The following is a 20,972-nucleotide window of genomic DNA, read 5'->3' as shown; positions in this document are numbered from 1 at the left end:
CAGATATTATGAAAAAATTATATATAAAAATCACTTTTCTCCTTTTCATTTTTTACCTGGGTTCATGTGAAAGTTCCTTGGAAAAATTTCCATTGGACCAGCCTTCCGATGCTACTTTTTTCTCTAATGAGGATGAACTCAATCTTGCAGTCAATGGTGCATACACTGATATTTGGTGGAATGAAGGGAGGGCTTCACTTTCAGTCTTTCTGGACGGGGTAACAGATTTGGGCTTCCTGAGAAGTAATTATTATGGGGGCCTGCAAACCATAAGCCTGGGTGAACACACCACAGAAACGGGAACATTCTATAACACCTGGAAGCATATGTACAATGGCATTTCCAAGTGCAATAACCTGCTCAACAATATGGATAAGGCTAAAGATGTAGTTCCGGAAGCCAATTATAATTTAATTGAGGCACAAGCCTTGTTTTTAAGATCATATTATTACTCCTGGTTAATTTCACTTTATGGGGATGTACCATGGATTACAACCTTGCAAACACTGGAGGAGTCGAAAATTCCAAGAGATCCCAAAAGTGTAATCATTACCAACTTATTCAGTGATTTGGATAAAGCTGCAGGAATTTTACCAGAAGAATGGTCAGGTTCTGATCAGGGAAGGGCTACAAAGGGAGCGGCCATGGCTTTAAAAGCCAGAATTGCCATAGAACATAATATGTGGGAGGAAGCTGCCGCTGCAGCTAAAGCGGTTATGGATATGAAGACGTATGCCCTCTTTCCGGACTATGAAAAGCTTTTCACTTATGAAGGACAAAGGAGCCAGGAAGTGATTTTTGACATGCCATTTCTGATTGGTTTTCAGGATGCAAGGCTTCCGAGATACCAGTCCACCAGAAATACAGGTGCATGGAGTACCATAGTACCTTCGCAGGTTATGATTGATTCCTACGAATGTACAGATGGCAAACTGATAAGTGAATCTCCATTATATGATCCAAAAAATCCATTTAAAAATCGGGATCCCCGAATGTTTGGATCAATCATTACCCCTCAGAGTGTATGGGCAGGCTTTATATTTGAAACCCATAAGGATAGTACAGAAACTTTCAGAGTAGAAAGTGATGGCTCAATGACAAGAGTCGCCAACCAGGATGCGACTAATCCTTTTGCCTCCTACACCGGATACTGCTGGAAGAAATATACAAGTGAGGCTGATTTACCCGGGAATATAGATCATTCTGAATTGAATGAAATCCTGATAAGGTATGCAGAAGTTTTATTGATTTACGCAGAAGCTAAAATTGAACTAAACCAGATTGATGCCTCTGTTTTAGAAGCCATTAATTTGGTGAGGGCAAGAGGTTATGGAGTAGATGCTGGCGATACGGGGAATTATCCTGCAGTAAGCACTACGGATCAAAACGAATTGCGCACTATTATCAGGAGGGAGAGAAAAATCGAACTGGCCAATGAAGGGTTTAGGTTAAAAGACATCCGAAGGTGGGAAATAGCAGAATTTGTAATGCCAGGTCCTTTGTTTGGAAGACCAAATAAACCGTACTCTTATGATAACCTGACCTCAGCCCCAACATTTGACCAATTTGGACACCCATCTTACGGAACAGATGCCGATTTTTATAGAGTTGTTCATGTGAGAACTTTTAATCCTGATCGGGATTATTTATGGCCTATTCCGCAACGGGATGTGGATATTAATGATCAATTGGTTCAAAATCCAAATTATTGAGCATAGTTGTATGTCCTGAATGAGGCTGAAGTTTATCTTAAAATTTTTGTATCAGCGGGGTCATAATGAGACCCCGCTTTAATCCAATCGCTTTAGTCCATGTAGTGGAAATTTCTCCATACACATGGATAATCAGGGCGTTTTGTAGCCAATAAAGGTTGTTTTCATTCTACTGGACATTTTTAAAAATTAAGGTAAAAATGAATATTGTTTATTTCCTCCCCCTAGCCCCCTCAATTGAGGGGGAAATTACTTTTTCCTCTCTGGAGTGTTGCGCCATTCCGAGGATACAGGGGAGGTTTTTAACTAAACAATAAGAAATAGCAAAGTTGATCTAAGTTGGAAAACTTCCATCTAAGATTAGTTATGTGCAGTAGTATGGGTTGTTTTTCTTTAATTCTGGGAATAATATTATGCTAATCAAAAACGTCATTTTTTTTATTTTACTGGTCCAAATTATGGTGGCCTGCTATCCAGTATATAAATCGGATGAAAAGCCACCCAATATCATTATCATTCTTACCGATGATCAACAATTTGATGCGGTTGGCCATAATGCCAATCCAATTATCCAAACTCCCGCACTGGATAATTTTGCCAGTAAGTCAATGCAGTTTTATAATGCGAATGTCGCTTTTGCACTCTGTAGTCCGAGCAGGGCGGCAATTCTTACCGGAAGATATGGAAGTGCCAATGGCGTATTGGAATTGGGAAGCAAACTTAATTCAGGCGAAGTGAGTATTGGCCAGTATTTGAAGGATGCAGGATATATTACCGGATTTACCGGAAAATGGCATATTGACCAGCAACCTCAGCAATTAGGGTTTGATTTCCATTCTTATTTTTATTCAAATGGGACTTATTATGGTAGAAAAACAATGGATATGGGAAAAACCATCCATCCGGAAAATCATTGTGATGAATATGCAGCCAAAAGGGCTATTGATTTTTTAAGGGAAAATAGCCAAAAGGAAAATCCCATGTTTTTGATGTTTTGTACCCAAACTCCACACATGGATCATCGGCATACCTGGCCTGCAAAACAAGCTACTATGGAAAAATACAAAGTGGAAGAAATGCCTGTGCCCAAAAATCATAAAGACAATCTGGCAGGTAAACCTGAATTTTTGAAAACAGTGAGGAATAGGACTCAGGCATTAAAGTATGGTTATCCGGATAGTACCGCCATTCAAACACATACACGTGATTATTATGCAGTCATTTCAGAAATGGATGATTTTATTTCTGGTGTAGTAGAAGAAATCGAAAGGTTAAACTTATCGGAAGATACCTACATTTTTTTCCTCAGTGATAATGGATGGATGTTGGGAGATCATGGATTCACCAGTAAGGTTTTACCCTACAGGCCAAGTGCGCAAATCCCGTTCTGGGTGAAAGGTCCGGGAATTAAAAAAAATACCCAGCAGGCATTGGTATCCAATATTGACCTGGCTCCTACAATAATGGAATTGGCAGGTTTGGAAGTTCCGGACAACATGCATGGGAAAAGCCTACTGCCCATTTTAAAAGGCGAATCTGAAAAGGTGAGAGAAACTTTTGTTTATGAAGGTTTAGGGAATTATGGAGGAGCAAAACCAAATTTAACTGTGATCAACGAAAATTTCAGGTACATTACTACTTATCAGGATAATAGCCTTCAGGAAGTGATTTTTGAGGAGTTATACCATCAGCAAAATGATCTCCTGGAAATGGAAAATCTAATAGATCACCAAGAATATGATGATCTGAAGATGCAATTAAAAAATGCTTTAGAAAAGCATAAAACTGAAATTCTAAACGGGCATAAAACATCGGAACATGGACATAATTAATTTGAAGGGATTTTTCATTTTCCCAATGCTCGTACTTTTATTTTCTTGTGGTAAAATACAACATAAACCAGTTGATTCAACCAGGCCCAATATTCTGCTAATTTATACAGACCAACAGCGATACAACACCATAAGGGAATTGGGAAATAACCATATTGAGACACCAAATCTGGATAATTTGCTAAAAACCGGAGTGGCTTTTAGCAATGCCTTTGTGACTGCGCCTGTCTGTACTCCTTCAAGGTGGAGTTTACACTCCGGTATGTATACCAGCAGTCACCAAACTTACTCCAACCACCATATTGGCAAAAGACCGAAAACAAGTCTACCCCTGGAGTTGAAGAAAATCGATTATACCACAGCGCTTATTGGTAAAAACCATTCCTTTCTTGATGAGAAGGATATGGATATAATTTATGACACGCCAAAATTTAAAAAAATGCCAGAGGATGGCAGAAGTGCAGCCATTCCCATGCCCTGGAAAGTTGAAGAAGACCCCATGCACCTGCTTACCGATTCAGTTATTAATTTACTGAAATCGAATGAGGGAAAGCCAACTTTTGTATGGTTATCTTATTTGCATCCTCATACCCCGTATGCTTTACCAGAGCCCTATTTTTCCATGTATGACCGTGTAGAAATTCCAGAGCCGGCAGTAGAACCTGAGGGATTAAAAGCGGCTGGAAAACCTTTCCGTCAGGTGTTTCATCAGGAAAATAATGACAGACTTATTCCCTATGATAGAAACAAAATAATGCGGATGAAAAGAAACTATTATGGTATGATAAGCATGGTAGATGATGAAATTGGACGTCTGCTTTCGTATTTGGAAAAAGAAGGATTAAAGGAAAACACACTGATAATCTTCACCTCCGACCATGGTGATTATATGGGTGATCATCACATGGTTACTAAAAGTCCAGCTATGTACGATTGCCTAATCAGAGTGCCTTTAATTTTTAATTGGGAAAAGAACTTTCCTAAAAAAATGGTAACAGATCATTTGGTTTCCCATGTGGATATTATGCCTACAATTTTAGCCTTGTTAGGTGCAGAAGTCCCTGAACAAGTACAGGGAAAAAGTTTTGCAGATTTTTTGAAAGGTGGGGAGATAAGTTCGGCCGAAAGGGAATATGTTTATGCAGAGTATGGAATTCCGGGTAAACCAATAGATGAAAAAAGCCTTCAAATGTTTATTCCTGATTATCAGGAGCGACCCATTTATTATAATAATCCAAAAATTCCCTGGGAAGCCAATCCGATTTCATTAACCGGAAGGTTTAGGATGATCAGAAACAAAGAATGGAAATTTGTGCAGGAGGAAAACGGCATTTCAGAACTTTATAATCTTCAAAATGACCCTGATGAATTGGTAAATCTTTGGCAAAACCCAGCATACCAGGCAATACAAGAACAATTAGAAAGTGACTTGAATCTATGGAAAAAAAATCTTCCAGGCATTGAAAAGGATACTTTAAACATGGGTAAAGAAAATATTTTAGCCTATCTCAAGAAAAGAAAAAATTAAAAAATAAATTAATTTCAAAAATGAAAAAAATAAATACGATAGCAATTTTATTCCTGCTTGTGTTCTCCTGCCAAAACAAGGTGGCAGTTGAGCAGGAAACAACCAAAACATATCCAAAATTTAGCGGAATTTATCCACACCTGGCTTACTATAATAATGAAGGAGAATGTGGTACAGGAGCAGTGGTACCCTGGGCCGGGAAACTTTGGGTAATAACCTATGGCCCCCATCTACCTCATGGATCTTCAGATAAACTCTATGAAATATCTGCGGACCTGGAACCAGTTGTAAGGGACGAGAGCACAGGGGGAACACCAGCCAACAGAATGATTCACAAAGAAAGTAACCAGCTTTTTATTGGCCCTTATGCCATTGATAAGAACAGAAAAGTGAGGGTAATATCTTATAAAGATGCTCCTGGTAGGTTTACCGGACTGGCCAGACATTTAACTAATCCTGCAGAAATGCTTTACCTTGGGACGATGGAAGAAGGTTTTTATGAAGTTGATGTGAATGCGCTGTCAACCAATACCCTGTATGTTGATGGAAATGTGCTTAGAAAAGAAAAAGACATGCATCAGTTTGGCCCGCTTTTACCTGGTGCCCATGGTAAAGGTTTGTATTCAGGACAGGGGGTAATGGTTTTCTCCAATAATGGTGAGGCAAACCAGGCTGCTTTGAAACAGTTTGATATTGAATCTGGTGCTTTAGCTGAGTGGGATGGAAAAGACTGGAAAGTGATCAGAAGAAATCAATTTGTGGAAGTTACCGGCCCGGGAGGGATATATGGGAACGAAAATCCAGATACAGATCCGGTCTGGGCCACCGGCTGGGATCATAAATCTGTCCTTTTGGGTACAAGGGATAATGGGAAATGGTCTTTTTTCCGACTTCCAAAAGCCAGCCATAGTTATGATGGAGCACATGGCTGGAATACAGAGTGGCCGAGAATCAGGGATATTGGCACAGCCGAAAATCCGGATTATTTAATGACCATGCATGGCATGTTTTGGAAATTTCCACAAACTTTTAAAAGTGACAATTCGGCTGGAATTAGGCCCAGATCTGCTTATTTAAAGGTAATTGGAGATTATACTCGATGGAATGGGCAACTAGTTTTTGGATGTGATGATTCTGCCCAAAAGGAATTTCTGAATAAAAGAAAAGTGAAAGGAGGAATAGAAGGACCAGGTCAATCCAACTCCAATTTATGGTTCACTGATTTAAATAAACCAGATCAGTTAGGCCCTAATACAGCTTCAGGAGCGGTTTGGCTTAGTGAAGAGGTAAAAGGCAATGAACCTTCGGAGCCGTTTTTATTTGCAGGATGGCCCCAAAGAAATGCCTGGATAAAAAATCAGGGTAAAGTGACAGTTTCATTTACGCTGGAAGTAGATTTAGAAGGAAATGGAAACTGGTCAACGCTTGAAAAAATTTCCTTAAACCCGAGGGAAGATACCAGAATTAATTTTTCGGAGAATGAAGCAGGAGAATGGATTAGGGCGATTTCCGATAAGAATACCAAAGCAACTTTACATTTTTCTTATTCCGATGAGGAGAACAGAGAAATTCAGCCTGACGCCAAATTTGCAGGTTTAGCCAGGGCTGAAAGTACAAATGTGAAAGGAGGCCTTTTGTATGGATTGGGGGATGACCGGAGGGCATTAGGGGTGGCAGCCAAAGTGATGGATGAAAGTGGTTTATCGGAAGTGGGCTACTATGAATTGGACGCACAGATGAACCTCACCCCAAAAGAAGATGTTGGAACCCATACTTTTATCAATGAAAAATTCGCCATTCCCGAAAATGTGATTACTATAGAAGAATCCTCCATTTTAATTGTGGATGATCAAAACAGAAGGTGGCGACTTCCCAAAGGAAATCAGATGTTCGATGGATTGATCAATAGTGCACAAACCAGAATTTGCCGGGAAGTAGCTACTGAGCGTGATTTATTGAATTGTCATGGTACTTTTTATGAACTTCCCGCTGAAAATGCGGATGGTTTTGCCAAAATCCGGCCGGTGGCTTCACATGATTTTAAAATTCATGATTATGCTTCTTACAGAGGATTACTGGTGATGACCGGAATTGATCCGGAGTTGGGAAAGGGAAATGATCACATTATTATTTCTGAAGATAAAAAGGCAGCCCTATGGGCAGGGACAATTGATGATTTGTGGGAAATGGGTAAACCTACCGGAGAAGGAGGTCCATGGAAAGACAGCCAGGTTTTGAAAAACATTCCCTCGGATCCCTACCTGATTGGTTTTTATGATAAAAAATCAGTGTCACTTTCTCATGATCAAAACAAGGAAGTAACTTTCACTTTGGAAGCTGAGCCCGTTGGTCATGGCCCATGGATGGTTTATAAAGAAATAAAAGTTCCGGCCGGGGAAACTATTTCGCATGAATTTCCAGCAGATTTCCAGGCCAGATGGATTCGTGTGAAATCAGATTCAGATGCAAAAGCCACTGCCTGGTTTGTGTACAAATAACACTTTTTAACAGGAACGCCAGAGAAATTTTTACAATTTCTCCTTTTACAAGTAGTCATAAACAGGGCAAATCGAATTTATATTTCGATTGCCCTGTTTTTGCTATGACATATTTTGAAAGAATCACTTCCTTTCGAACTACTTTTTTGCTATTGGACTTATTCCCCAAATAAATCTTTAAATCCGAAATCAAAAAAAGTAACCTAACCTACAGATATGCGTACCAGAGGAGCTTTATCTGGTCATTAATTGATGTTTCTGGAAGCGTCCGATCATTTGGAATTTAGCAAAACTTATGATTCTTTTATCGAATAATAAGGAGTGAGGACCGGAACTGATAATACCTATGTATAGTGAAAATTTGAATGAGACAGAGGATGAAAATCTCTGGAATCAATTGAGAAATGGGAGTGTGAAAGCATTGGATATTATCTACCAGCAAAATTACCAGGTACTTTTTAGCTTTGGTTATAAATTGATTCCTGATAAAGAAATTGTGAAAGATGGGATTCAGGAGCTATTTGCCAATTTATGGAATAAACATGCCGGGCTAAGTCAGGTAAAAAAAATAAGAGCCTATCTATTGAAAGCCTTATTCAATGCTTTAATCAAGCAGAAGCAACTAAATGGTTTGCAGGAAATTTTGCCTGATTATGATGATTACAAATACCTGGCTATTTTTTCGACCGAACACCTTTTAATTGAGCAGGAAAAAAACGAGGAACGATTAAGGAAACTCAAGGAGGGTATTAAGCAACTTTCTAAAAGAGAGAAAGAAATTATTTTTTTGTTTTATTATGAAGGTTATAGTTACAAACAGATTGAAAAACAAACAGGTCTAAAATATCAGAGCATCAAAAATTTAATGTATCGGGCCTTGCAGCGCTTAAAAGGCTTCATTTATATTCTTGCTTTTCTTATACTTCACCTCATAATATAATTGAAAGCATTCTTCTTTTAAACAGGGGATGAAAAATTTCAGAGATACTTCACCTCAATTTTTTTGGATAAAAAATGGCTTTAAGACATTAAGGAGAGGCTTTTTTAAACTTTTGTTAATTTTTTTTTAAAAAAAATGAGTACCAAATTTCACTTTTCAGATCAAACTAATAAACGACCTTATTAAATGGATTACAAAAATTTTGATATTGAAGATTTCATCACGGAGCAGTCCTTTATAAATTATTATTTAGGAACAAATCTGACGGATATCGAATTTTGGGAGGAATGGGTAAAAAGAAACCCGGATAAATCTGAGTTAATCATTGAGGCAAAATCGAGATTGGATGATATTTTTATAAAGCTTCCGGATAATGAATATGAGGAGGAATATTCCAGATTTCAAAAATCTATTGGGATCACTAATTCTGCTCCAACTAAAATTAACCCGGTAGTAAGGAAAATGCCGGGCTGGTGGTCGTTGAATAAAGTAGCAGCGGTAGTTGCTTTTCTTGTAGTTTGTAGCCTTTTATATTTTACCCGAAATGTGCAGGATTCAGGCAAAAATTTGGCTGAGGCTGAATTATCGGAGCCTAAAATAATTGAAAAATTTGCCAGGCGTGGACAAAAAAATACGATTGTTTTAAAAGATGGCTCCAAAATTAAATTGAATTCTGGCAGTAAGATTGAGTTTCCTGAAAATTTTGGTGAGAAGACCAGAGAAGTTTTTTTAGAAGGAGAAGCTTTTTTTGATGTGGAACATGATGCCACCAGACCTTTCATTGTAAATAGTGGAGGAGTGCGGACAAAAGTATTGGGAACTTCTTTTAACATCAAAAATTCAAAAACTCATAACAAAGTGGAAGTTGCATTGGTGACGGGTAAAGTCGAGGTGTTTCAGCAGGTTTCTCAGGAAAAAATCACATTAGCACCTCATGAGCTTTTAGAAGTAAACAGCGAGACGAATCGTGTAGTCAAACGAAATTTCGAGCCCGGAAATGAATTGGGCTGGAAGGATGGGATCATTCAATTCAAAGAGGCTAAACTAAATGAAATTGAAGAGGTGCTGGAGAGCTGGTACGACATTGAGATTCAATTCAAGCAGATACCCCACAATAAAGGTTTTACCGGAGAATTTGACAATGAAAGCCTGGAAACGGTGCTTCAGGGATTAAGTTATGCTATTGGATTTAAATTTAAGCTGGAAGGAAATAAAGTTACTATATATTAAAAATAATCACTTAACCACAAAATATAAATATATGCCTATGATATAGCTGAACAATAAGAAGTAGTAGTGAAATAAGGTAAAAAAACTCTTAAGCCAACGGGTTTGGTAGACAGGTTGAACTTAAGAGCTTACCGTTCTTGATTTTTTCAAACAAAAACATTTAAAAATATGAAATTGAAATTACTAAGACAAGTAATACTTATGTCAAAATATGGATTTTTGGGAATTTGCCTTCAAGCTTTTTTATGTACTTTTCTAATTGCGAAGGAAACAAGCGCTCAAAGAGTGAGCATTGAGGATGTGTATATCACCATAGATCTTGAAAATGCCACCATAGAAGAAGCTTTCGATCTCATTTCCCTTAAAACAAATTTTAAGTTTGCCTATGAACTTAATAAAGTGGATTTAAAGGAGAAAGTAGGTTTAAAACGCCTCAAAATGAACTATCAAAAAGAGACTTTGGCAAACCTGTTAAGGGATATTTCCAAAAGCTCCAACCTTAAATTTAAGCGAATTAATGATAACATTTTCGTAAGTTCAAAGGGTGTATTTTCCTCTCCAATAGAAGAAATAATTCTGGAGCAGAATCAACAAAAAATTACGGGTACTGTTACTGCTTCAGAGGATGGTGAGCCCTTACCAGGGGTTAGTATACTGATAAAAGGAACCAGTAAAGGAACTACCACCCTAATCAGTGGAGAATTTAGTTTGATGGTCAATCCGGGCGATGTGCTACAATTTAGTTTTATCGGGTACCAAAATTATGAGGTAGAAATAACAGACCAAACCACCATTGATGTGGCGTTGGATCTGGATATGGAACAATTGGAAGAAGTTGTGGTAGTGGGTTATGGTACTGCCAAAAGAAAAGATATTACCGGATCGGTGGTCAGTAAAAATCTGGAAGATTCTCCTGAGTCTAATTTACCAACAACTAATGTATTGCAAAATCTGCGGGGAATGGGTGGTGTAAATGTAGGCATTCAAAATTCACCGGGTTCCAACCCAAGCATTATTATCCGGGGACAAAATTCGATAAATGGCTCCAATTCACCCTTAATAGTATTGGACGGAATCATATATTTGGGTAATCTTTCATACATCAATCCACAGGATATAGCCACAATTGATGTTTTAAAAGACGCTTCCGCCACTGCGGTGTATGGATCCAGAGCTGCCAACGGTGTAATTGTCATCACCACCAAAAAGGGAAGGTCTGATAAACCTGTTATTAGCTATAATGCTTCTGTCGGTTTCAATACCTGGCAGAATAAATTCGACATGATGGATTTGGACAGGTATAAAGAAAAATATGCCGCACAGCAGGGACTTTCTTCTGTAGACGATATTGTTTTTGATGATGAAACCTCAAATGAATACCTCGCTCAGGGTGTTGATACCGACTGGATGGATCTTATTTCAAGAAACGGGTTTTTCCAGGATCACCAGGTTTCTGTTGCAGGAACTTCCAAACGACTGAGTTACTACTTTTCAGGGGGGTACAACAATTCTAAAGGGGTTATTATCGGAGATAATTTTGAACGAATTGCCGTGAGTTCAAAATTGGATGCGGATATTACCGACTGGCTTCAGGTAGGAATTGACGGTTCGTACAATCGGGGTGATTACTCTGGAATTCATGCCAATGTAGGGTTGGCTGCCCAGGCAACTCCTTTTTCTTATCCTTACCGGTATGAGGATATGCCATTTAATGTCAGTTCAGCCACAGGAACTCTTTTGGAAAGATGGCCTAAAGGTCAATCTGTACAAAATGCTTTATGGGGGACCGATGGAACCATTGATGATGTAAATGTCAATAATTTCTTCAGGGTAGCAAGTTATGCCAAAATCGATATTCCAAAAATAGAAGGATTGTCTTATAGGCTCAATTATGCCCTCTATACCAATATAAGGACTCAAAACAGATTCACTTATGAAAACTATTATATTCAAGAGGCTTCTAGTGGATATTATATAGAGCGGTATGATGATGCTGAAATACAAAAGCTACTTTCACAAGCCAATGGATACAATACCAACCGTACAGACTATAACTATGTGGTGGATAATATTGTTGATTACAAGAAAGAATTTGGAAAGCATTTTTTAAATGCCACACTGGTAGCTACCAGGGACTTTACATCCATTAAAACTTCCACAGTAAGTGGAAATGATTACTCTGTAGCAGGAAATACTTCATTGGGATTTAATGGTATTCAAAAAGCCAATAATATATTGTATAGTAACGATCTGGTAGAACGTGCAAACGTTGGATACCTGGGTCGGTTGAGTTATGTTTTCAATTCAAAGTATAACCTTACTGGTTCTATCCGTAGGGATGGTGCTTCTGTTTTTGGATTGGATAGAAAGTGGGGAACTTTTTCTTCTATAGGGGCTGCCTGGACGATAACCGAAGAAAACTTTTTGAAGCTTAATCCCATTGTAGACTATTTGAAGCTAAAAGTTTCTTATGGTAAAAATGGTAACCAGGGTGTTGATCCTTATTCAACTTTAGCTAGAGTGGCCAGTGGTAGTGATGGGGGCATTCGCTATGAGTTTGGAGATAATCCATCTCAGGTGTTATATGGTATTGCCTTATCGAACCTGCCTAATGATGCACTGGGTTGGGAGGAAACCACTTCCTTCAATGGAGGTTTTTCCTCGGCATTTCTAAACAACAGGATTTTCCTTGATTTGGATTTTTACTTTTCTAAAACTACCGACCAGATTTTTACCCGGGGAATTCCTATCATGACTGGTTTTTCTTCCATTATTACCAGTTTGGGACAGGTTAATAATAAAGGAATTGAAATCAATTTACGGACAGAGAACATAAAATCTGACGATTTCAGTTGGGAGTCAAGTCTGGTTTATTGGAAAAACAGAAACATTGTAGAAAGTCTGTACGGAGATGACATTGATGGAGATGGAGTAGAGGATGATGACATTGCCAATAGCCTGTTTATAGGAAAATCCCTTGGAGCTATTTATGGTTATGATTACATAGGTGTAGTACAGGAGGATGATACAGAATACATAGAGAATACAGGAGCTGTTCCTGGAGATCCAATGTTTAGGGATTTGAATGGTGATGGCTTAATTGATGCGGATAATGATCGTAAAATTTTAGGTTACCGAAAACCTAATTTTAGCCTCAACTTCTCCAATACATTGAGATATAAAAACTTTACCTTTTATGCTTTGATCACAGGTATTTTTGGTGGAGGTAAGGATAATTTTTACCTCAGAGAGAATCCTCTTCATAATTCCTTCAGAGACAGGTTTGATACCAATGAAGTGGATCATGGTTGGTGGACACCAGAAAATAAAAGTACAGAATTTCTTCGCCCGGATTATATTGGTAACCGCTACTTAGGTTTGCAATCAAGAGGGTTTTTACGTATCCAGGATATTTCATTATCCTACAGATTCCCAACTAGTGTTTTAGATAAAATCGGATTTGAGAGATTAGAAGTGTTTGGAAGTGCAAGAAATGTATATGTGTTTTCAGGCTGGTTTGGTGGGGGCGATCCTGAATATCAGGCAGACGGCACTGATGTAGGGGGAATTCGGCCTTTTGACAATGTGAATCCCGTACCTACTACACTTACATTTGGCCTTAAGTCAAGCTTTTAATCATTCATTAAGGATACAAAAAAATTATACTATGAAATCTTATAAAATTTTATATTGCTTCATTTTTTTATTGTTACCTATAATTGGTTGTGATGATGAAGCTTTTTTGAGCGAAGAACCAAAATCATTTAATACAGTTGATAATATTTTTACGTCTTCTGCTCAGGTAGATCAATTATTGATTACCCTTTACAGGGATTACAGAAATTTCAGGTTAGTTAACTGGCAGTATAAAGGGCATAGTACGGATGTATTTGATTCTCCAGAGTTCAGAATTAGCCAAAGTTTCAGTGACTATAGCCGGATTAATGCCCAATCAGGTGAATTCAATAGTTATTACAGTTTTTATTACCAATTAATTTCCAGAGCCAATAATGCCATTGAAGTGGCAAACAGGGAAGGCATTACCTGGAATAATGAGACTGACAGATTATATGCCATTGCCCAGGCAAGATTTTTTAGGGCTTTCGCTTATGGATGTCTGGCCGAACTTTTTGGAGGAGTACCCCTGGTTACGGAGGTAATTACTGAACCTAAATTTGATTTTGTCCGAACTTCCAGAATAGAAACTTACCAGTTTGCCATTGATGAGTTAGTGGCCATTCTGGATGACTTGCCAGAAACTACTTCACAGGATGGAAGAGTGGTAAAGGGAGCTGCCCAGCACTATTTGAGTGAATTTTATTTGGGATTAGGGGTAGAAAGTGCTGATGCTTCAAATTATGATCAGGCTATAAAATATGCTTCTGATTTAATTGATGGCGGAGTTTTCTCCTTAATGACTGAACGGTTTGGAGCAAGAATGGATGAAGAAGGTAAGGATGTATGGTGGGATTTGTTTCGTAAGGACAATGTAAATTATAGCGATGGAAATAAAGAATGTATCTGGAGTTTTCAAACTGATTTTGATGCCTATCTTGCTGAGGACGGAAATGCAGTATTGAATTATCCAAGGAATTTTATGCCTGTTTACAGAGCTATCCCGGGTGTAACTGGAGTGGCAGAAGATGTTGGAGGTCGTGGGGTAGCATTTATTGCTCCTACGCCATATGTTACCGATTTGATTTGGGATGAAACTATTTCGGGAAATGACCAGCGAAATGCAGAGCATAATATCAGACGTACTATATTGTATAACGATCCGAGCTATCCGGAAGATAATCCCGGGTCCTTAATCGGGGAGGTTGTACCACAGTCGGAAATTGATGCTGCTAATGATGGAAATGGGTGGATTTACCCCATCTTTGAAAAATTGACTACTGACCAATTTGTTGGTCTGGACCAGGGGGAAAACAGGAGTAACCTTTTTAGAGATGATTATGCTGTTCGTTTGGCCGAAACTATTCTACTAAGGGCTGAGGCATATCACAGAAAAGGGGATAACCAGTCGGCTGCTGATGACATAAATAAAATCAGAAGTCGTGCACAATGTGATTATTTGGTAAACGCTTCAGATGTGGATATCGATTTTATTCTGGACGAACGTGCCAGGGAATTATTGGCTGAAGAAAGCCGATGGCACACTTTATTGAGAATGGGCGGAACTGTAGCTGTAGATAGAATTCGCAAATACGGACTTCACGAACATTCATCGGCAACCCTTACTTTTGATTATAATCTCTGGCCTATTCCTCAAACAGTAATAGACAGAAATTCAGGAGCTGTTTTAGAACAAAATCCTGGTTGGGAAGGGAGATAATTATAAAAAAGAACAGAGGTATTACCAACTAGTCTGATCATGTTGGTAATACCTCTTTATCCATCTATTCAAATCATCTCTCAAAAACGCTGCTTTTTCACCTCAAATTTCCTTATAACTTTTACTGACAGTAATTACCGGATGAATAAATTTATCTATTCCGCAATGCTATTCCTTTGCATAAACTGGAATGCAAGCGCCCAAACGAATTATGAATATCTTTCCAAAAACTTCAAATCCCCGGAAAGAATTTATGGGGTAAATTGCTGGTGGTGGTGGCTAAATGGAAATGTGACCAGGGAGGCTATCACTAAAGATTTGGAAGCCATGAAGTCAAAAAACTTCCAGGGAGCAATGATTTTTGATGCAGGTGGACATAATCAAAGAGCAAATAAAGATATTCCTGCAGGTCCCTTATTTGGTTCAGATGAATGGAATCAGCTTTTTGTTTTTGCCTTGGATGAGGCTAAAAGGTTAGGCTTGGAAATTGGTTTCAACATTCAAAGCGGATGGAACCTGGGAGGCCCACGGGTTACCCCTCAATATGCGGCTAAACAGCTCACTTATACCGAAACTATATTAGCGGGGGGAAAGAAATTAAAAATAAAGTTATCCAAACCTGAATCCAGGAAAGGATTTTATGAAGATATTGTTGTACTGGCCTTCCCGCTTAAAGAATCCAACAAAACTAAGGATGTCATTACAAATCTGGACTTTAAACTAGGCTTTCATGAGCTTGGGGGTTCTGCCCCGGATACTCGTTTTCTTTTAGAGAATGGTCCGGAACAACGGAAAAAGCAAGCAGGTAAAGAAACTTATATTGTCATTAAAAAAGGTATTATCAATTTAACTACCATGATGGATAAGCAGGGGGATTTAACCTGGGTTGCTCCCGAAGGAAATTGGTGTATTCTTCGAATAGGATATACCTGTACAGATTCCCATGTATCTACTTCAAGTGGCCAATGGCAGGGAAATGTGCTTGACTACATGAGTAAAGAAGCATTTGATTTTTATTGGAATGATGTGGTGGAACCGATTTTTAAAGCAGCTGGAAGTCATGTGGGCTCAACCTTGAAATATATGGAGACAGACAGTTGGGAATGCGGAGGAATGAATTGGACGGCAAATTTCGATAAGGAGTTTAAAAACTACAGGGGCTATGATATGATCAGTTATTTGCCAGTGATTGCCGGTTATGTGATAGAAGATATGGAGGTTTCCAATGCTTTTCTGGCTGATTTTAGAAAAACCCTTGGAGACCTTGTTGCCTATAATCACTATGCACAATTTCAGATCTATGCTCATCAATATAATATGGGTGTTCAGCCCGAATCGGCCGGGCCACATGCTGGTCCAATGGATGGGATCAAAAATTATGGGTTTAACGATATCGTAATGAGTGAGTTTTGGGCCCCTTCTCCGCACAGACCACTACCTGAAAATCGTTTTTTCCTAAAGCAAGCCTCATCTGCTGCTCATATTTACGGGAAGAAAATAGTTGGTGCCGAATCATTCACTACCATTGGTCCTCACTGGAACGATGAATTATGGCATGACCAAAAATCTTCATTTGACCATGAAATTTGTGCAGGCTTAAACCGAATGTATTTTCATACATTCACCTGTTCCCCACCAGAAATGGGTTTGCCCGGCCAGGAATATTTTGCCGGAACACATGTAAATCCTCAGGTCACCTGGTGGAACCAGTCAGGTGCTTTTATTGACTACATGCACAGGACACAATTCATAGTACAGCAGGGTAAGTTCGTAGCTGATGTATTGTACTACTATGGAGACCATGTCCCCAATGTATTTCCATATAAGCATTCAGACCCAGCCGGTGTTATGCCAGGATTTGATTATGATGTGGCAGATGAGAATATCATTTTAAAACTGAAGGTGAATGATGGGAAAATAGTGGTGCCAGGCGGTATTGAATACCGGGTTTTGGTACTTCCTGATCACAAAGTATTGTCAATGGCAGTATTGGAAAAAGTAGAGGCACTATTACAACAAGGAGTTCAAGTAATTGGACCGAAGCCCACGCGTATGGTGAGCCTGGTTGGTGGAGAAAAAGCAAGTGAACAGTATAATGTATTAATTGATAAAATCTGGGGGAAAGAGCCTACAGCAAGAGGAGAGCGGAAATATGGAAAAGGGTCCATAGCCTGGGGTATGACAGCTAAAGAATACCTCATCTCAAAGGATGTCTCAGTGGATTTTAAGGTTCTTAGTAACGATAGCAAGACTGAATTTGATTATATCCATTATACCATTGATGGCACTCATGTTTACTTTATTTCAAATCAAAATAATGAAAGGAAAAATATAGATTGCCAATTTCGGGTATCAGGATTACAGCCAGAACTTTGGGATGCTTTATCCGGAGAGATCAGAGAGGCTAAATCTTTTGCCCAAAACGGTGGTAAAACAACTGTACCTCTGACTCTGGAACCTTACGGGGCTATTTTTGTGGTCTTCAATAAGCAGATTCCCAAGAATAAACAAGGCGTTGGTGAACAAAATTTTCCGTCTTATCATACGGTAAAAGTCATTGAGGGAGCATGGGAAGTTAATTTTGATCCCAGATGGGGAGGGCCTTCAAGTATCAATTTTCCGGAATTGATAGACTGGACTCAACATCCGGATGAGCGGATAAAGTATTATTCTGGAAAAGCTGTTTATAAGAAAAATTTTGTAATGGAGTTTGAACCTTCACCCGATCAACAATACTTTTTACAATTGGAAAGTGTGAAAGATGTGGGCATTGCAGAAGTAAAAATAAATGGTGTAGAAAAAGGAATACTTTGGACAAAACCTTTTAGGGTGGACATAAGCGAGGAATTAAAAAAAGGGGAGAATATCCTTGAAATTACAGTTATCAATTCCTGGTATAACAGAGTTGCCGGAGATGAAATATCAACTGATCAAAAGAGGTTTACCAATACCAATATTGTGTTAAAACATGATTTCAGAGGGCGTCCTATTGAGGAGATTCCATTGGAACCTTCCGGTCTTATTGGGCCTGTGAGCATTAAAGCAGCAAATTTTAAGTAGTTTGGAATGCCAAGTGAGTGGGGGAAAAACAATAGATAAAAAGCTCAAAAAGGAAAATATAAATTATCCATATTTCCCCCCTTCAATTTACTGATTCAGAATGTTTTGACTTTTGAAGTAAGCAAAAAAAAGGTAATGAAACATTACCTTTTTTAGATATGAAATTGTTGGACAGTCCCGACCATCCTCCTAATTATGAATCTTTAATATTGTGCTATATTTTTAGTAGTCTTTTCTAAAATTAAAGTGAGTAATTTTACCTTAATGCCAAATCAATTTGACATTTGAGAATTATAATCTCCGCCACTTTTTTTCAAATCATCATTTTCTACTTTTCTGCCCTTTCTTCGGGAATTTGCTCCAAAATCCATTTTACCCAACCGGTAACTAAAGTTGATTTTAAAATTCAGGTTGTTCATGGTGTTGGTACTGGATTGCGTAAAAAGCGGAGATGATGATTCTGTAATCATTTTCATTTGACCAGTCAGGAAGTTTTCGGCTCCTATTCCTATCGAGCCTTTTTTATCTTTAAAGTTCCTGTTTAAACTCAAACTGTACATATAAAATCCGCTTTGATAACCCTGCAACTGGATGTTTCTTCCTCTGGCAAATGCAAATCCCTGCAAGCTCCATTTTTCTGTAAGATTATAACTTCCAAATAGTCTTCCACTCACCACCATTCCACTATTCGAAGCTTTATAAAGGGGATCTTCCAAATTGTTATCCAATACCGCATAATACATATCGATACCAGTATTAATCATTGCCTTTTTCCCAAATCTCAAATTTCCAAACAAACTAAGCCCATAGGCACTTTCCTTTCCAATATTTTCATAGGTGGAATAAGTCACATCCTCTGAAAAAACACTTCTTACCTGCTGTATAGAACCGCTTGTATTCCGGACGAAAGCAGAGATATTTATGGATTTAGATCCTTTATAAGCACCATAAGAGGCTTCAAAGTTGTCTGTAAATTCCGGATTCAAATTTGGATTTCCCTGAGTAATATTTTTAGGGTTGGTCGCATTTACGTTTGGATTTAGAAATTCTAATGAAGGTCTTTGAATTCTTCTGTTGTAGGCTAGCTTAATCATATTTCCCTGCTTCAGTTTTTTTGAGAAGTTGATGCTGGGGACTAGGGTTCCGTAAGAAGGAATTTCCACAGTTTCCTCATTTGAAAAATTGGCAGAAATGGTGGTATATTCATACCTCAAACCTGCTTTTAAGCTATAATCTTTACCTAAACTTTGGGTAAGGGAAAAATAGCCCGCAGTAATATTTTGTTCGTAATTAAAAATATTGGTAAACTGTTCATCAAGCGAGGGCTGGTAAGGATCATCAGGTCCCTCACTGGTAAAATAAGTATAATCACTATTTACCATCCTGAGGATATTCTTGGCTCCAAATTCAATTATACTTTTATCATTTACAGGATTGACATAATCTACCTGAAAAGTCAGTTCTTTATTGTTACTTTTGTTTTCGTTTTTAAACCGATTTGTAGTTGGCTCTATTGAAATATTCTCGAAATCATTGGTCCGGTTATTTTGGCTGTAAAGCGATAAAAAGCTAATCTCCTTTCCTTTTTTCTCATAGGATTTAATGAAATTCATGCTCACATCCACTGTTTTTGAATGGTTTATAAAATCAACGTTTTGTGTAGTTTGATTCAAAAGTTCATTATTCCTAAATGATTGGGTAAGCAGGTTGTGCTGGCTTCCTCCCATATTAAACACCCCATATTTCACTGAAGTGGAAAGCCAGTTGTATTTGTTAAATTCATAATCCCAACCCAGGGTATATCTGCCAAAAAGCAAATTGTTATCTGTAGAGGCTTTTTGAGTGGTTAAGGTTTGGTTTAAAGTTTCCGAATCCGTTAAAATCTGATCGTTGGAAAATTCCCCTGTGATATTGTAACCAGCTCTGCCAAAGCCTCCAAGGGATAATCCATGGCGACCTTTCTTTACACTTCCATTAAGCCCAAGGTTTGTAGCTCGCAATCCTACTCCGGAATTCACGCTTAAAGTGGAACCTTCAAAATTGTTCTTTTTGGTAATAATATTAATGATTCCTCCAGTACCTTCAGCATCGTATTTGGCAGATGGAGAAGTTATAACTTCAACCGATTTAATCTGATCTGCAGGAATTTGCTTTAAAGCATCTGCAATACTTCCTGCACTGATAGTGGAGGGCCGGTTATCAATGAGTACTTTTATATTTTGGCTTCCGCGAAGAGAGAGATTTCCATCCAGATCTACTGTAAGTAAAGGCACTCTTCTTAATACATCTGTAGCATCTCCGCCAGCTGTGGTGGCATCACTTTCTGCATTATAAATCAGTCTGTCCACCTTTTCTTCTACTAATTCTTTTTCACCTTCCACAACCACTTCTTCCAGTTCGGTTACTGCTTCTTCCAGATACAGTTTTCCCAGGTTTTCAGTATTTCCTTTTTCAAAAATCTCTATCCCTTCAATAGACAATTCGGAATAGCCAATAAAACTCAACACCACTTTATACATCCCCTTTTTTAAGTTATTCACCACAAACTTTCCATTATCGCTGGCTATGGTTCCTCCGATAGGTTTTTGAGTGTTGACATCTATAATCGAAACCGTGGCAAAGGCAATTCCCTCTCCGGTATTTTTATCTACTACTTCCCCTTTAATTTTTCCATATCCTATCTTATTTTCTTCCGGAGGTTTGGTAAATCCTGATGGTGATTGTGCAAAACAAATTTGGGTAACCATCCATAAAATACTGCCTGCTAAAAACTTTTTCATATTAATTAAGTTAAATTTTCCCATTGGATGGGAAGCTGAATTTCCATACAAATCAAC

The 20,972-nt window shown here is 38.3% G+C and carries 10 protein-coding genes; 9 read left to right on the top strand and 1 reads right to left on the bottom strand.

The window, feature by feature from the left end; all coding sequences use genetic code 11:
• Nucleotides 1-8 precede the first annotated feature (8 nt).
• The 9 genes from A3EM_RS0119225 to A3EM_RS0119185 all read left to right on the top strand — a co-directional run bounded on the left by A3EM_RS0119225 (nt 9) and on the right by A3EM_RS0119185 (nt 18,135).
• Nucleotides 9-1,712, top strand: coding sequence for a RagB/SusD family nutrient uptake outer membrane protein (locus A3EM_RS0119225; protein WP_020529873.1), 1,704 nt, complete (start codon nt 9-11; stop codon nt 1,710-1,712).
• A gap of 413 nt (nt 1,713-2,125) precedes the next feature.
• Nucleotides 2,126-3,544 (top strand): sulfatase-like hydrolase/transferase, encoded by a 1,419-nt coding sequence (locus A3EM_RS0119220; RefSeq protein WP_157637975.1) that lies wholly within the window; start codon nt 2,126-2,128, stop codon nt 3,542-3,544.
• Nucleotides 3,531-5,072 carry a sulfatase family protein gene (locus A3EM_RS0119215; RefSeq protein WP_020529871.1) on the top strand — a complete coding sequence of 514 codons (1,542 nt, stop codon included), beginning with the start codon at nt 3,531-3,533 and terminating at the stop codon, nt 5,070-5,072. Before A3EM_RS0119220 ends, A3EM_RS0119215 begins: the two co-directional genes overlap by 14 nt.
• Nucleotides 5,073-5,092: 20 nt before the next feature.
• Nucleotides 5,093-7,570: a hypothetical protein gene (locus A3EM_RS0119210; RefSeq protein WP_020529870.1), complete on the top strand. Its 2,478-nt coding sequence runs from the start codon at nt 5,093-5,095 to the stop codon at nt 7,568-7,570.
• Between the two features lie 346 nt (nt 7,571-7,916).
• The gene (locus A3EM_RS0119205) at nt 7,917-8,510 is read left to right on the top strand and encodes an RNA polymerase sigma factor (RefSeq protein ID WP_020529869.1); all 594 of its coding nucleotides are present in this window, start codon (nt 7,917-7,919) and stop codon (nt 8,508-8,510) included.
• Nucleotides 8,511-8,696: 186 nt separating this feature from the next.
• Nucleotides 8,697-9,740, top strand: coding sequence for a FecR family protein (locus A3EM_RS0119200; protein ID WP_020529867.1), 1,044 nt, complete (start codon nt 8,697-8,699; stop codon nt 9,738-9,740).
• A 168-nt stretch (nt 9,741-9,908) separates the two neighbouring features.
• A complete protein-coding gene (locus A3EM_RS0119195) occupies nt 9,909-13,376 on the top strand; it encodes a SusC/RagA family TonB-linked outer membrane protein (RefSeq protein WP_020529866.1) in 3,468 nt (1,155 codons plus the stop codon).
• Between the two features lie 31 nt (nt 13,377-13,407).
• Nucleotides 13,408-15,075 carry a RagB/SusD family nutrient uptake outer membrane protein gene (locus tag A3EM_RS0119190; RefSeq protein WP_020529865.1) on the top strand — a complete coding sequence of 556 codons (1,668 nt, stop codon included), beginning with the start codon at nt 13,408-13,410 and terminating at the stop codon, nt 15,073-15,075.
• Nucleotides 15,076-15,216: 141 nt separating this feature from the next.
• Nucleotides 15,217-18,135, top strand: a complete 2,919-nt coding sequence (locus A3EM_RS0119185; RefSeq protein ID WP_020529864.1) for a glycosyl hydrolase — start codon at nt 15,217-15,219, stop codon at nt 18,133-18,135.
• Between the two features lie 272 nt (nt 18,136-18,407).
• Here the strand turns inward: A3EM_RS0119185 and A3EM_RS0119180 are convergent, their stop codons facing one another.
• Nucleotides 18,408-20,915, bottom strand: a complete 2,508-nt coding sequence (locus tag A3EM_RS0119180; RefSeq protein ID WP_169513387.1) for a TonB-dependent receptor — start codon at nt 20,913-20,915, stop codon at nt 18,408-18,410.
• Nucleotides 20,916-20,972: the final 57 nt, after the last annotated feature.

The organism is Flexithrix dorotheae DSM 6795 (assembly GCF_000379765.1).
Classification (GTDB): domain Bacteria; phylum Bacteroidota; class Bacteroidia; order Cytophagales; family Flammeovirgaceae; genus Flexithrix; species Flexithrix dorotheae.
This window is presented reverse-complemented; position numbering and strand designations above follow the sequence as displayed.

Excerpts from the sequence above, each read along its gene's own strand:
- A3EM_RS0119215 (WP_020529871.1), top strand. The coding sequence starts at position 3,531 with ATGGACATAATTAATTTGAAGGGATTTTTCATTTTCCCAATGCTCGTA.
- A3EM_RS0119220 (WP_157637975.1), top strand. The coding sequence starts at position 2,126 with ATGCTAATCAAAAACGTCATTTTTTTTATTTTACTGGTCCAAATTATG.
- A3EM_RS0119210 (WP_020529870.1), top strand. The coding sequence starts at position 5,093 with ATGAAAAAAATAAATACGATAGCAATTTTATTCCTGCTTGTGTTCTCC.
- A3EM_RS0119200 (WP_020529867.1), top strand. The coding sequence starts at position 8,697 with ATGGATTACAAAAATTTTGATATTGAAGATTTCATCACGGAGCAGTCC.
- A3EM_RS0119195 (WP_020529866.1), top strand. The coding sequence starts at position 9,909 with ATGAAATTGAAATTACTAAGACAAGTAATACTTATGTCAAAATATGGA.
- A3EM_RS0119205 (WP_020529869.1), top strand. The coding sequence starts at position 7,917 with ATGTATAGTGAAAATTTGAATGAGACAGAGGATGAAAATCTCTGGAAT.
- A3EM_RS0119190 (WP_020529865.1), top strand. The coding sequence starts at position 13,408 with ATGAAATCTTATAAAATTTTATATTGCTTCATTTTTTTATTGTTACCT.
- A3EM_RS0119225 (WP_020529873.1), top strand. The coding sequence starts at position 9 with ATGAAAAAATTATATATAAAAATCACTTTTCTCCTTTTCATTTTTTAC.
- A3EM_RS0119180 (WP_169513387.1), bottom strand. The coding sequence starts at position 20,915 with ATGAAAAAGTTTTTAGCAGGCAGTATTTTATGGATGGTTACCCAAATT.
- A3EM_RS0119185 (WP_020529864.1), top strand. The coding sequence starts at position 15,217 with ATGAATAAATTTATCTATTCCGCAATGCTATTCCTTTGCATAAACTGG.